This window comes from Pseudomonas sp. GL_117, assembly GCF_057835125.1.
In genome coordinates this window covers 2,679,976-2,692,923 of record NZ_CM174418.1, presented here as the reverse complement: position 1 = coordinate 2,692,923, position 12,948 = coordinate 2,679,976, and the positions used below count along the sequence as shown (strand labels likewise).

Below are 12,948 nucleotides of genomic sequence, written 5' to 3'. Positions count from 1 at the left end.
GCACACAGCTGAAAAATAACCGGGTTGGAGCGCTGGATGGCGATGTTCAAACGCAGCACTAAGTCTGCGAAAGGCTTTGATTGGGCTGGCCTGTGCTGGCTGTTCCTGTTTTTCTGGTACTTTTCGGGCATTACCCAACTTCTGATCCAATTGACCGGCGTTTCCGGTTTTGCGGGCTTTCGCCAGGCATTCTTCATGAGTGCGCTGTGGCTGGCCCCGTTGTTGATATTCCCGCGCCAAACCCGTTTGCTTTCCGCCTTGATTGGCGTGGTGCTGTGGGCCTGCTCCATGGCCAGCCTGGGTTATTTCTTCATCTACCAGCAGGAATTTTCCCAAAGCGTCATCTTCATCATGTTCGAGTCGAACATCTCTGAAGCCGGCGAATATGCCACCCAGTACTTCGCCTGGTGGATCGTGCTGGCGTTCATTGCCCACACCGCCGTGGCCATATTCCTCTGGACCCGTGTACGCCCGGTCTACCTGCCACGCGGACAGGCGTTGGTGGCGGCCGCCGCTATCGTGATTGCGATTGTCGGCTACCCACTGGTCAAGCAGATCGCTCGCAGCGACACCCTGGAAGACGCCTTCGACCGCTTCGAAGCCCGTATCGAACCGGCGGTGCCATGGCAGATGATCGTCGCCTATCACCGCTACACCCAGCAGTTGGACAACATGCAGGGCATGCTCGACAGCGCCAGCCAGATCCCGCCGCTGCGTAATCTGAAGGACAACATGGCCGGCCAACCGTCGACCCTGGTGCTGGTAATCGGCGAGTCCACCAACCGCCAGCGCATGAGCCTCTATGGCTACCCGCGCAACACCACACCGGAACTGGACAAGCTGCGCGATCAGCTGGCGGTGTTCGACAACGTCATCACCCCGCGCCCCTACACCATCGAAGCGCTGCAACAGGTCCTCACCTTCGCCGACGAAGAGAACCCGGACCTGTACCTCAAGACCCCATCCATCGTCAGCGTGATGAAGCAGGCCGGTTACAAAACCTACTGGATCACCAACCAGCAGACCATGACCAAGCGCAACACCATGCTGACCACCTTCTCCGAACAAGCTGACGAGCAGGTGTACCTGAACAACAACCGCAACCAGAACGCCCGCCAGTACGACGGCGACGTGTTGCCACCGTTCGCCAAGGCCCTGGCCGACCCGGCCGAGCGCAAGTTCATCGTGGTGCACTTGCTCGGCACCCACATGAGCTACCAGTACCGTTACCCGCCGACCTTCGACAAGTTCACCGACCGCCAGGGCGTACCTGCCGGGATCAGCGACGACCAGTTGCCGACCTACAACAGCTACGACAATGCCGTGCTGTACAACGACTTCGTGGTGTCGAGCCTGATCAAGGACTACGCCAAGACCGACCCGAACGGCTTTTTGCTGTACCTCTCGGACCATGGCGAAGACGTATTCGACTCCGCCGGCCACACCACCCTGGGGCGCAACGAAGGCAAGCCGACGGCACCGATGTACACCATTCCGTTCATGGCCTACGCCTCGCCGAAATGGCGCGAAAGCCACGACTGGAGCTTTGCCGGCGACTTGCAGCGGCCCTACAGCAGCTCGCAGTTGATCCACACTTGGGCCGACCTGGCCGGGCTGAGTTTCGACGAACTGGACCATAGCAAGAGCCTGGTCAGCGACAGCTTCAAGGCGCGCCCACAGATGATCGGCAACCCGTACATGCGCCAGCAGAAGCCGTTGATTGATTTCAGTTTGATCAAACCGAAGAAGACCGAGCCTACGGATGTGGTGGCCAAGTAAACGACCGCTCGTAACAAAAAGATAACAATCATTCTCATCCAGCCCTAAAGTTCGGGCGCTCCTTTCGTCTTTGAGCCAAGGCCTTTTCTTACCGAGAAGGCCTCAAAGACGACAAGGAGTCTTCCGCGATGCTCGCGCCTTTTACCCGTTCCATGACCTTCTCCCTCGGCCTGTTCAGTGCCGCACTGAGCCCGCACCTGCTGGCTGAAACCGACCCCGACGCCACGCCGAGCAAGGCCCTGGAGCTGGGCAGCACCAGCATCACCGCCGAAGGCCTTGGCACCACCACCGAGCACACCGGGGCCTATACGACCGGCTCGATGAGCACCGCCACCCGGCTGAACCTGTCGATCAAGGAAACCCCGCAGTCGATCTCGGTGGTGACTCGCCAGCAGATGGATGATTTCAATCTCAATACACTGACTGATGTACTGCGCCAGACCACCGGGGTTACCGTCCAGCATCTGGATTCGGACCGGGCGGGCTACTCGTCGCGTGGCTACGGCATCGATAACTTCCAGATCGACGGCATGCTCAACACCTTCGGGCGCATGAAGTCAGACGCCGACACCATCATCTACGACCGTATCGAAGTGGTGCGGGGCGCCACCGGATTGACCACCGGCGCCGGCAACCCTTCGGCCACGGTCAACATGATCCGCAAACGCCCCACCGCCCAGTGGCAAGCCAAGACCGGCGTCAGCGGTGCCAGCCATGACAACTACTACAGCTACCTGGACGTCGGCGGCCCACTGGCATTTGACGGGCGCCTGCGCGGGCGTACGGTGCTGGCGTACCGCGACAGCAAGTCGTTTCGCGACAATTACGCGCTGCAACGGGAAGTCGGCTACGGCATTCTCGAAGGCGACCTGACAGACGACACCGTGGTCGCCGTAGGCTTCGATTACCAGAACAAACATGTGCAGGGCAGCTCCTGGGGCACCCTTCCCTATTGGAACAGCGACGGCAGCAAGGCACGACTCTCGCGCTCGGCCAACCTGGCGGCAGATTGGAGCTCCTGGCCACTCAAAGACAAGACCACCTTTGCCTCCATCGACCACAAGCTGTCGGCCGACTGGCGTCTCAAAGCCGCTTATACCCATCGACAAAGCGATACCGACGGCAAGGTGTATTACGGCGGCGCGGGCTTCCCCAATCCGGATGGCAGTGGCATGACCGCCTGGACCAACCAGATGGTCGGCACTTCGAAAATGGACGTGGTCGATTTGAATCTCAACGGCACCTATGCGCTGCTGGGTCGCGAGCATGAGCTGATGGTGGGTTACGGTGAGTCCCAGCAGCGCGATGCTTCGCCCTACCAGCGCTTCACCACGCCTGACGGCTACGAAACCATCGAGGACTGGAAGCACATGGGCGCCATCGCCAAGTTCCCCGACCGCACCACCCACCTTCAGGGCGAACACTCGCGCAAGAAACAGAAGGCCGGTTACCTCGCCACGCGCCTGAGCCTGACCGACAAACTGCACGCCGTGCTGGGCAGCCGTTATGGCAGTTGGGACATCGAAAGTGTGTCGCCGGAGTACGACGCCAGCTTCAACCTGACCAAAGCCACCAAAACCAGCCAGACCCACAACGACATGTGGACCCCCTACGCGGGCCTGCTGTACGACATCACGCCGCAGTACACCGTGTACGCCAGCTACACCGACATCTTCAACCCGCAAAGCGTACGTGATGTCAGCCGCAAATACCTTGAGCCCGTGGTCGGCAGCAACTATGAGCTCGGCATCAAGGGCAGCCTGCTCAATGAGCGCGTAAACCTGGCCGCTGCGTATTTCTGGAGCACCCAGGACAACGTCGCCGAGCTGGACAACGCAGCCGAACCAGACCCAGTGACCCGCGAACAGTTCTACACATCCAGCGGCAAAGGCAGCAAGGTCCAAGGGTTCGAGGCCGAGGTATCGGGCGAAGTGCTGCCCGACTGGAACCTCACGGCGGGCTACAGCTACACGCACTCGCTCAATGGTGATAAGCAACGCAACAACACCAACGTGCCGCTGAACATGCTCAAGGTGTCGACGTCCTACCGCCTGCCGGGCGAATGGCGCGGGCTGACAGTGGGCGGCGGAGTGAACTGGCAGAGTGATTTCTACCAGTTCGCCGACCGCCCCAGCGGTGGCCGGGACGATGAGGGCTACCTGAACACCGAACGCGCCAAGATCACCCAACAGGCCTACACCGTCGTCAACTTGATGTCGCGCTACCAGTTCGACGAGCACGTGTCGGCTTCGGTGAATGTGAATAATCTATTCGATAAAAAGTACTACGAACGCGTCGGCTTTTATAACGGCGTGTATTGGGGCGACCCACGTTCTATTACACTGGCGCTGGACTGGAAACTTTAATCCCCCTGCCCTGCGGCGCTTCGAAACTTAACAAAAATATTAAGTTTCGACGCCGCTCAGTTAAGCCTCTCTTAATAAAGCCTGCACATAATCGGCCCCACGAGTCTGGTCCAAGCGGACCGACACCCCTCAAAACCGACTGGGAATACCGACGATGAAACTCTCTACGCTGATGCTTGCAGGCTTGATGACCCTGACCTCTGCTGCCGCTTTTGCCGAAGGCGGCGCCGAGCGTTCGAAGGAGTTCTACGCCAACTTCAAGTTCATGCAAGAGCAGTCCAATGGCAAAGCCGAGCAAACTGCGGCCAATGACGCAAAACAACCAAAGCCTGAACAAGCGGCTCAACGTGGCGACGAGCAACAACCGAAGATTTAATCAACGCGCAACTTCCTTAGCCTTCCCGCTCCTTTGGCCAAGGTAAACTTGGCGCCAGATTCTGGCGCCTTTTTTTTGCACGCTTAACAACTCACTACTTACAACGGTTTATTCCAGAACAGCATACGGCCGTGCGCCGGATCAAACTTCGAATCGTCAAAACCAAACTTCCGATACGCCGATTGTGCGACTGCATTCCCCTCAAGTACTTCCAGGGTAATCTTGCAGCAACCACGCTGACGGGCGATTTCTTCGACCTTCTGCAGCATTTTCTGGCTGAGACCCAAGCCACGGAACTGTTGCATCACCACCACATCATGGATGTTGACCAAGGGACGGCACGCAAAGGTCGAGAACCCCTCGAAGCAGTTGACCAACCCCGCCGGCTCACCGCCGACAAATGCCAGCACGCTGAATGCGTGTGGGCGCTTGGCCAGCTCGCCAGGCAGTTGCTGCAACAGGTCGGCAGGCAAGCTGTGACCGCCCCCCATCGGGTCTTCGGCGTAATGGTTGAGTACCAGGCTGATGGCCTCGGCGTGCACGGTATTGGTGTAGCTGGCTTGCAGCACCAGAATGTCTGGAGTGTCCATTGCCTTCCTCGATCGCGACAACACGGGAATCGTCTCCCTTTGAGGCGAACGATTGTATGCGCGGTGCAGGCTATAGATGAAGGAGATTTACTACCAATACCCGACAGAAACGGCACAGGTTGTGCGCATCCACACGCACCAACAGGGCAGTGCGCGGATTTTTTCTCACATGCCAAAGCGCTGTAACTGCATCTCCTGCAAGCGGCTGAGCGTGCGACGAAATGCAAATTCCAGGTAGCCTTCGGTGTAAAGACACTCCAGAGGCACCGCCGCCTCGATGAACAACGGCACCTTGCGGTCGTAGCACTCATCCACCAGCGCAATGAAACGCCGCACGCTGTCATCGTGTACCGACAGTTCGGGTAACTCCCGATCCCCCGCCGCCACCCGCTGTGCACCGTCCTCAGTGCCACGTGCAATGCGTCCCGGACGCTTCTGCGCGCTCAGGTTGGGCACCTCGCCCACCAAGATCGCACGGTAACGATCGCACAACTGCATGAAATCCATCGCCGACAGCGGTTGCTCGCATAGGTCGGCATAACGGCACCAGAGCACGGTCTCGCTGGCCTGCACTGCCATGATCGAACGATAACCGACGCTGACCGCCCCCCTGCTAACGGCTTGCCCTTCACTCAAGTGCTTGAACACCTCGGCCAAGGCCTCGGGCCGATTCACCCAATAACGCTGCAGCCCGGTGCCAGGGTGTAGACGGTGATCCTCAGCGCCGTCCACTGCCACCACCTGCATATGCTGTTTGATCGCCGCGATACCCGGCAGGAAACGCTCGCGGTTGAACCCGCCGGCGTACAACTGGTCGGGCGGCTGGTTGGATGTGCAGACCATCACCACCCCCTCGTCAAACATCACCTGGAACAGGCGACCGAGGATGATGGCGTCACCAATATCATTGACGAACAGCTCGTCAAAACACAGCACGCGCACCTCCCGGGCCAACTCTCGGGCCAGGGCTTGCAAGGGATCGTGGATACCCGTGAGCTGAAACGAGCGCTGGTGCACCCAGCCCATGAAGTGATGAAAGTGCTGGCGCCGCGCCGGCACGCGCAGGCTTTGATAGAACTGGTCCATCAGCCAAGTCTTGCCACGCCCCACCGGCCCCCACAGGTAAACCCCGGCGATGGGTGAACGGCCTTGATGCAGCGCCTCGTGACACGCTTGCAACGCCTCCACCGCCCGACGCTGGGCCTCGTCGGTGACGAAACCCTGCTCGGCGATGGCGTGCTGATAGGCGGCCAGTGGCGAATCAAATGCCATGGGCTTTACGCAAGGCTCTTGCTGACCACCTCGAACACATCGCTCGACAACTCGCCCGAGGCGCGAATGCGCTCCAGCTCGGCCTTCATCAGTGCCTGACGTGCGCTGTCATACTTGCGCCAGCGGGTCAGCGGCGCCAATTGACGCGAAGCAATCTGCGGGTTGAACCCGTTCAACTGGATCACCAGATCCGCCAGGAAGCGATAGCCCGAGCCATCTGCCGCGTGGAAGTTGATCAGGTTCTGCCCGGCAAACGCGCCAATCAATGCACGCACCTTGTTCGGGTTCTTCAGGGTGAACGCCGGGTGCTCCATCAACGCCCGCACCCGCGCCAACCCGCCGGGCAAGGTGCTGCCGGCCTGGACGCTGAACCACTGGTCCATGACCAGCGGGTTGTCCTTGAAGTTCTCGGCAAATACCGCCAATGCCTGGGCCTTCTCGGCGTCAAACGGCGAATTGACCAACACCGCCAGTGCGGTCAGGCGCTCGGTCATGTTGTCGCTGGCGTCGAACTGTTCCAACGTCGCAGCCAACACCTCGGGCTTGCTGCTGAGCATCAGGTAGGACAACGCAATGTTCTGCAACGCACGACGGGCAAAGTGCTCGGCCGCGGCCACGTAAGGGGTCTTCTTCGACAGCTCGCGATTGGCCTGGTAACGCAGCCACAAGGCGTCATGCAGCTTGTCCGCCAATTGTTTGCGGGCAAACTCGCGGGCAGCGTGGATGGCATCGACATCCGCCACTTCGCTGATTTCCGTCAGATAGGCTTCGCCTGGCAGCGCGAGCATTTCCGCAACCATTGCCTGGTCCAGCGATTCATCGCTGAGCACCGTGCCCAGCGCGTCGACCAGGCGCTGGTCCAGCTGCAGGGGCTGACCGGCCTGATGCTGGCCGATCAGTTCCTGCAACACCTGTACCGCCAACTGCTGGCCGGCGTCCCAGCGGTTGAAGCCGTCGCTGTCGTGCTGCATCAGGAACATCAGTTGATCGCGGTTGTACGGGAAGCTCAACTTCACCGGCGCCGAGAAGCCGCGCAGCAGCGAAGGCAGCGGCTGCTCGGGGATGTCGACGAACGTGAAGGTCTGCTCGGCCTCGGTCACCGAGATCACCCGTGACGTAGCACCAGCGCTGGCTTCGCCGGCCAGACGCAAGGCGATAGCCGCGCCCTGCGCGTCCAGCAAGCCCAACGCCACCGGAATCACGAACGGCAGTTTTTCCACCTTGTCCGGGGTTTGCGGACAGCTCTGGCGGAAGGTCAGGCTGTAGGTTTTTGCCACGGCATCGTAGGACTCGCTCACAGCCAGGCGTGGGGTGCCGGCCTGGCTGTACCAGCGCTTGAACTGGGTCAGGTCGGCACCGTTGGCGTCTTCCATGGCCTTGATGAAGTCGTCGCAGGTCACGGCCTGGCCGTCATGGCGTTCGAAATACAGGTCGCTGCCTTTGCGGAAGCCTTCGGCACCGAGCAACGTATGGATCATACCGACCACTTCCGAACCCTTTTCGTACACGGTCAGGGTGTAGAAGTTGGATATCTCGATAAAGCTGTCCGGGCGCACCGCGTGAGCCATGGGGCCGGCGTCTTCAGCGAACTGGTGCGTGCGCAGGTACGCCACGTCCTGAATGCGCTTGACGGTGGCCGAGTTCATGTCGGCAGAGAATTGCGAGTCTCGGTAGACGGTGAACCCTTCCTTGAGCGACAGCTGGAACCAGTCGCGGCAGGTCACGCGGTTGCCCGACCAGTTGTGGAAGTATTCGTGGGCGACAATCGCCTCGACCCGCTGGTGCGCGGCATCCGTGGCGGTTTCGGCACGGGCCAGCACGGCGCTGGAGTTGAAGATGTTGAGGCCCTTGTTTTCCATGGCGCCCATGTTGAAGTCGTTGACGGCAACGATCATGAAGATGTCGAGATCGTACTCACGGCCGTAGGTTTCTTCGTCCCAGCGCATGGATTTTTTCAGGCTGGTCATGGCGTGCTGGCATTTGTCGATGTTTTCCGGCTCGACGTAGATGCGCAATGCCACTTCACGCCCGGTCATGGTGGTGAAGCTGTCTTCAACGCACCACAGGTCACCGGCTACCAGCGCAAACAGGTAGGCCGGTTTCTTGAACGGGTCTTCCCAGGTCGCCCAGTGGCGGCCGTCTTCGCCCGGGCCGCTGGCAATCGGGTTGCCGTTGGACAGCAGCACCGGGTAGCTGTGCTGTTCGGCGATCACCGTGGTGGTGAAGGTGCTCATCACGTCAGGGCGGTCGAGGTAGTAGGTGATCTTGCGGAAGCCTTCGGCTTCGCACTGGGTGCAGAACATGCCGCCGGATTTGTACAGGCCTTCAAGGGCGGTGTTGGTTTCCGGGTGGATTTTTACCGTGGTATCCAGGGTAAACGTCTCAGTTTTCGGCTGCAGCGTGAGGTGACTGTCGGTCAACTGGTAATCGGCGCCAGTCAGTTGCTGGTCCGCCAGGTTCACGCTCAACAGCTCAAGTTGCTGCCCATCCAGCACCAGCGGCGGCAAACCCTGGCCGCGCTCAGGGTTACGGCGCATTACCAGTTGCGCGTGGACCAGGCTGTGGTCCTCGAACAACTCGAAGGTCAGGTGCGTCTCGTCGATCAGGTAGTCCGGCGCCTGATAGTCCTTGAGGTAAATCATCTTCGGTTGTTCGGTGCGCATGCTTGGTGTCCTTCTACTGATGCACGGCGAGCTGGTAGGCCGTGTACTTGCGGATATTGATGACGCCGGTATCGAAGATCAGGTATTGGCCCTTGACCCCCAGCAGCGTGCCTTCGGCAATCGGGTTCTTGTCCAGATTGAAACTGACGATCTTGGCGGGATATTGCTCCACCGGGTAGCGGATTTCTATCGGCTCGATGTCGGTAACGGGTTGGATGGCTTGTAGGCCAAAGCGTTCCTGCAAGGCGCTGATGCCTTCGGCACAGGACGTGAACAGTTCATCGCGCACTTGCTTGAGGTCCACGGACGCGGCGTCGCCTTTGAGCAATGCGCGCCAATTGGTCTTGTCGGCCACTTGGCTACGGAACACATCTTCGACGAAACCGGACTGCTGGCGGGTCGCCACGCGCATGATCGGCAGCGCCTGGCTCGCGCCCTGGTCCAACCAACGGGTCGGCAACTGAGTGGCGCGGGTGATACCGACCTTGATCCCCGACGAGTTCGCCAGGTACACCACATGGTCGGTCATGCAGAATTTCTCGCCCCAGGACGGTTCACGGCAGGTGCCTGCGTCGTAATGGCAACGCTCGGGGCTCATGATGCACAGGTCACACTGCGCCAGCTTGGTCATGCACGGGTAGCAATACCCCTGGCTGAAGCTGGTCTTGGTCTTGCGGCCGCAATGGCTGCAATGGATGGCGCCAAGGTATTCCAGGCGGATATGGCTGCCGATCAACGGATTGACCGGCACCTCGGCATCGCCCAGGCGAAACGCGTATTGAACGGTCGGCTCACCGAGTTGCGCCGACATTTTGCTGACTGCACCACGACCGATTTCAATCAATGGATCGCATCCGACTTGAACAGGATGTTCGGTACGGTGGTCGACTTCGACTGGCATTCCTGCGGGCCCATGTAGCCGGTGCGCTGCTCTTCCGGCAGGTTCTGGATTTCCCAGGCAATCATCGCCTGCAACGACAGCTCGCGTTGCTCGGCACTGAGCTTGCGGCCATCGGACCATTTGCCGATTTCCACGGCAAGCTTGAGGCTCTCGTAGATGTCCGGGGTGATGTTTTCGATCATTTCAGCAAAAGAGGACATGAGCTCTTCCTTATCAAATAGAAGATTTGCGGCGATTGTACAAACCACCCAGCAATCCGGTCAGGCAACCGATAACCAAGCCACCGACGTGGGCCGCGTTGGCGATTTCGCCGAAACCGATCATCGAGACCAGCCCGGACATGCACAACACCAGCCACACCAGCATCATCGCCAGCACCCCACGGGGCAGACGATACGCCGGGTTGGGCGACAATAATTGAAAAATCCAGCAATGCCCGAGCAAGCCATACAACACGCCGGATAAACCGCCGAACAGGCTCGGACCGCCGTAAGCGTATTGCGCGTAGTTGGAGACCAGGCTGAACAACAGGGTCAGGCCCAGCAGGTTGATGCTGCCCTGGCGCACTTCGATGCGCCGGCCCAGCTCCCAGTACCACATGCCGTTCATGGCCAGGTGCAGGATGCCGAAGTGGATCAGCATCGGCGTGACCAGGCGCCACCACTGGCCCGACGCAAGGCTGTCGGCCAACGGCGTGAACTGGATGTATTCGCCCATGATGCGAAACGGCAGAAACGTCAGCCAGGCCATGGCCTGCAGGTTTTCACCAAGCAAGGTCACCGCACCAACGATGATGCTCGCCAGCAGCACCAACGCGGTCACCGGGCTGTGGCGCAGTTGCTGCACAAAGCTTGGGCGCGTCACCGGCGCCTGCTCGGGAATATCCAGTTGCTGGTCCGGGTCACCGGCAGGAAAGCGTTGATACAACACGCGCACGTCGTCACTGATGGTTTCCGGCACCCACAACACCTGCTCGCCCGCCTCCTCGCTGACGCGATGGGGCACCTGCATGCGTTGCAGCAGCTTGACGAAACCGCTCAGGTCAACGCTCAGGGGCAAGCGCAATACCGCCACGCTACTCATACAATCACCTCGGGTCGCTCAACGTCGACCCATACGAATTTACGTGGGTCCAGGCGGGTTTCCTGGTCCAGTCGATACGCCACCAACTTGCCGTACAGCACCGCGCTGTAGTCCAGGCAGGCCAGGTTCTCGCGGATCGGTGCCGGTTTACCGCTGCGCCAGTAATGCCCGACGAACAACATTGGCTCGTCGACGCCATAGCGCAGCAGGGAATTCTTTTCGGTGGACGACAACGGCGTACGCGCCACCGGTTCGGGCAGTGCGTCGGGCTGGAACACGATGTCGCCGTAGGTTTTCGGGTCGTCTTCCCAGAATTTGGTGCGAAAAAACGAGCGCGTCAGGCCATCACCGCCGGTCAGCGTCAAGCCGTCCGGCAAGCGCATGTCGGTACCGCGCAACAGGCGATCAAAGGCGTTGCAGGCAAAGCTGCCCGGCACGGCGGCGGCCTGCAGGAAATGCTGGTCGATGCAGCCATCCGGGAACGTCGCACGCAAAGGTTGGATGAAGCCGTCATCCCAACACGCATGCACCACACGAAAGCGCCCGGCGTCGACAAACAGCGGCATGTCGTAGAACCAGCCGAGGAAGTCATGCCAATCGCCGGGGTGCTGTTCGAATTGGGTCAGCGTCTCGTGGAGCAACCGCGCATGCCGTGGGTTGTGTTCGCGCACGAACTGCTTGCCACTGCCCGGCGGCGCCGGTGTGCTCCAGCCCAGCGCATTGAATTCATGGTTACCCATGATGCACAGCGCCTGGCCTGCTTCGGTCATGTCGTGGACGATATGCAGCGCCTCGCGAATACGCGGACCGCGGTCGATGATATCGCCCAGGAACACCGCCATCCGCGACGGGTGGCGCCAGGTGCCACCCAGCTTGTGGTAGCCCATTTGGTCGAGCAAGTGCTCAAGGGTATGGGCGCAACCGTGCACGTCACCAATCAGGTCGTAGCTACGCGCGGGATCGAGCATCAGTCGCCTCCACCCCCCAAGCGGCTGCCCCAGCCCAACTTGGTGCGGCACACTTCGTAGTAGTTGTGGTCCAGCGGGTGGATCAACCGCAACTTCTGTGCCTTCTTGCTCACGGTGATGGTGTCACCGGGGGCGCAGGTGAAATGGTTCTGCCCGTCACACGATACCTGCGGGTAGATCTGCATGTCTTTGGACACCACGATTTTCAGCTCACTGTTGCCATCGACCACAATCGGCCGGCTGGACAACATATGAGGGTACATCGGCACGATCACAATGGCATCCAGCTTGGGATGCATGATCGGACCACCGGCGGACAGCGCGTAGGCGGTGGAGCCGGTGGGCGTGGCGACGATCAGGCCGTCAGCCTTCTGGCTGCACACGAACTGGCCGTCGATATACAGCTCGAACTCGATCATCCGCGTGGATTTGCCGGGGTGCAGCACCACGTCATTGAGGGCATCGCCCTGGCCGATGGCTTCACCATGGCGGCGCACTTCGGCTTGCAGCAGGAAGCGGTTTTCCACCAGGTAGTGGCCGTCGAGCACCTTGGCCACTTCGACTTCCAGCTCATCCGGGCGGATGTCCGTCAGGAAACCCAAGCTCCCCCGGTTGATCCCCAGCACCGGCACGTTATGCCGCGCCAACGCCCGGGCAGCGCCAAGCAGGCTGCCGTCGCCCCCGACCACGATGACCATGTCACAGACTTCGCCGAGCATCTTGCGCGACGAGGTCTGCAGGCCATGGCCCGGCAGGATTTCGGCGATGGTGTCCTCGAGGATCACATGCAGGTGGCGTTCCAGCAGGAATTTTTTCAGCCGGCGGACGGTGTCCAGCACCTGGGTACTGCCCAGGCGACCGATAATGCCGATATTGCGAAACTGCTCCATGGGGCTCCTGCGGGGTGTGCGGCGTGGCGGAAAACCGCGATTATGGGCGAAAGGCCGCCC

11 protein-coding genes are annotated in these 12,948 nt (G+C 60.3%); 3 read left to right on the top strand and 8 right to left on the bottom strand.

Annotated features, from left to right (window positions below; translation table 11 throughout):
• Positions 1-36 precede the first annotated feature (36 nt).
• From AC3ISR_RS12105 to AC3ISR_RS12095, 3 genes are all read left to right on the top strand, one after another.
• The gene (locus AC3ISR_RS12105; protein ID WP_192299668.1) at positions 37-1,779 is read left to right on the top strand and encodes a phosphoethanolamine transferase CptA; all 1,743 of its coding nucleotides are present in this window, start codon (positions 37-39) and stop codon (positions 1,777-1,779) included.
• Between the two features lie 128 nt (positions 1,780-1,907).
• Positions 1,908-4,145, top strand: coding sequence for a TonB-dependent siderophore receptor (locus AC3ISR_RS12100; protein ID WP_192299669.1), 2,238 nt, complete (start codon positions 1,908-1,910; stop codon positions 4,143-4,145).
• Between the two features lie 154 nt (positions 4,146-4,299).
• Positions 4,300-4,521: a hypothetical protein gene (locus AC3ISR_RS12095; protein ID WP_192299670.1), complete on the top strand. Its 222-nt coding sequence runs from the start codon at positions 4,300-4,302 to the stop codon at positions 4,519-4,521.
• Between the two features lie 98 nt (positions 4,522-4,619).
• Here the strand turns inward: AC3ISR_RS12095 and AC3ISR_RS12090 are convergent, their stop codons facing one another.
• The 8 genes from AC3ISR_RS12090 to AC3ISR_RS12055 all read right to left on the bottom strand — a co-directional run bounded on the left by AC3ISR_RS12090 (position 4,620) and on the right by AC3ISR_RS12055 (position 12,888).
• Entirely contained in the window at positions 4,620-5,111 is a 492-nt protein-coding gene (locus tag AC3ISR_RS12090; protein ID WP_192299671.1) for a GNAT family N-acetyltransferase, read from the bottom strand.
• A gap of 165 nt (positions 5,112-5,276) precedes the next feature.
• Positions 5,277-6,383, bottom strand: coding sequence for a cell division protein ZapE (gene zapE / locus AC3ISR_RS12085; protein ID WP_463983953.1), 1,107 nt, complete (start codon positions 6,381-6,383; stop codon positions 5,277-5,279).
• A 5-nt stretch (positions 6,384-6,388) separates the two neighbouring features.
• A complete protein-coding gene (gene pepN / locus AC3ISR_RS12080) occupies positions 6,389-9,046 on the bottom strand; it encodes an aminopeptidase N (protein ID WP_463983954.1) in 2,658 nt (885 codons plus the stop codon).
• A 13-nt stretch (positions 9,047-9,059) separates the two neighbouring features.
• Complete coding sequence (locus AC3ISR_RS12075; protein ID WP_192299674.1) at positions 9,060-9,890, bottom strand: DUF2797 domain-containing protein; 831 nt, start codon at positions 9,888-9,890, stop codon at positions 9,060-9,062.
• Positions 9,887-10,147 carry a YeaC family protein gene (locus AC3ISR_RS12070; protein ID WP_463983955.1) on the bottom strand — a complete coding sequence of 87 codons (261 nt, stop codon included), beginning with the start codon at positions 10,145-10,147 and terminating at the stop codon, positions 9,887-9,889. The genes AC3ISR_RS12075 and AC3ISR_RS12070 overlap by 4 nt, the downstream gene beginning before the upstream one ends.
• A gap of 13 nt (positions 10,148-10,160) precedes the next feature.
• Complete coding sequence (locus AC3ISR_RS12065) at positions 10,161-11,030, bottom strand: rhomboid family intramembrane serine protease (protein ID WP_192299675.1); 870 nt, start codon at positions 11,028-11,030, stop codon at positions 10,161-10,163.
• Positions 11,027-11,998, bottom strand: coding sequence for a metallophosphoesterase (locus tag AC3ISR_RS12060; protein ID WP_192299676.1), 972 nt, complete (start codon positions 11,996-11,998; stop codon positions 11,027-11,029). The genes AC3ISR_RS12065 and AC3ISR_RS12060 overlap by 4 nt, the downstream gene beginning before the upstream one ends.
• The gene (locus AC3ISR_RS12055; protein WP_003217892.1) at positions 11,998-12,888 is read right to left on the bottom strand and encodes an NAD(+) kinase; all 891 of its coding nucleotides are present in this window, start codon (positions 12,886-12,888) and stop codon (positions 11,998-12,000) included. Before AC3ISR_RS12055 ends, AC3ISR_RS12060 begins: the two co-directional genes overlap by 1 nt.
• Positions 12,889-12,948 lie beyond the last annotated feature (60 nt).

What these genes read in the sequence shown, in the direction of transcription:
- AC3ISR_RS12070 (WP_463983955.1), bottom strand. Translation starts at nt 10,147, where the DNA reads ATGTCCTCTTTTGCTGAAATGATCGAAAACATCACCCCGGACATCTAC.
- AC3ISR_RS12095 (WP_192299670.1), top strand. Translation starts at nt 4,300, where the DNA reads ATGAAACTCTCTACGCTGATGCTTGCAGGCTTGATGACCCTGACCTCT.
- AC3ISR_RS12100 (WP_192299669.1), top strand. Translation starts at nt 1,908, where the DNA reads ATGCTCGCGCCTTTTACCCGTTCCATGACCTTCTCCCTCGGCCTGTTC.
- AC3ISR_RS12065 (WP_192299675.1), bottom strand. Translation starts at nt 11,030, where the DNA reads ATGAGTAGCGTGGCGGTATTGCGCTTGCCCCTGAGCGTTGACCTGAGC.
- AC3ISR_RS12105 (WP_192299668.1), top strand. Translation starts at nt 37, where the DNA reads ATGGCGATGTTCAAACGCAGCACTAAGTCTGCGAAAGGCTTTGATTGG.
- AC3ISR_RS12060 (WP_192299676.1), bottom strand. Translation starts at nt 11,998, where the DNA reads ATGCTCGATCCCGCGCGTAGCTACGACCTGATTGGTGACGTGCACGGT.
- pepN (WP_463983954.1), bottom strand. Translation starts at nt 9,046, where the DNA reads ATGCGCACCGAACAACCGAAGATGATTTACCTCAAGGACTATCAGGCG.
- zapE (WP_463983953.1), bottom strand. Translation starts at nt 6,383, where the DNA reads ATGGCATTTGATTCGCCACTGGCCGCCTATCAGCACGCCATCGCCGAG.
- AC3ISR_RS12055 (WP_003217892.1), bottom strand. Translation starts at nt 12,888, where the DNA reads ATGGAGCAGTTTCGCAATATCGGCATTATCGGTCGCCTGGGCAGTACC.
- AC3ISR_RS12090 (WP_192299671.1), bottom strand. Translation starts at nt 5,111, where the DNA reads ATGGACACTCCAGACATTCTGGTGCTGCAAGCCAGCTACACCAATACC.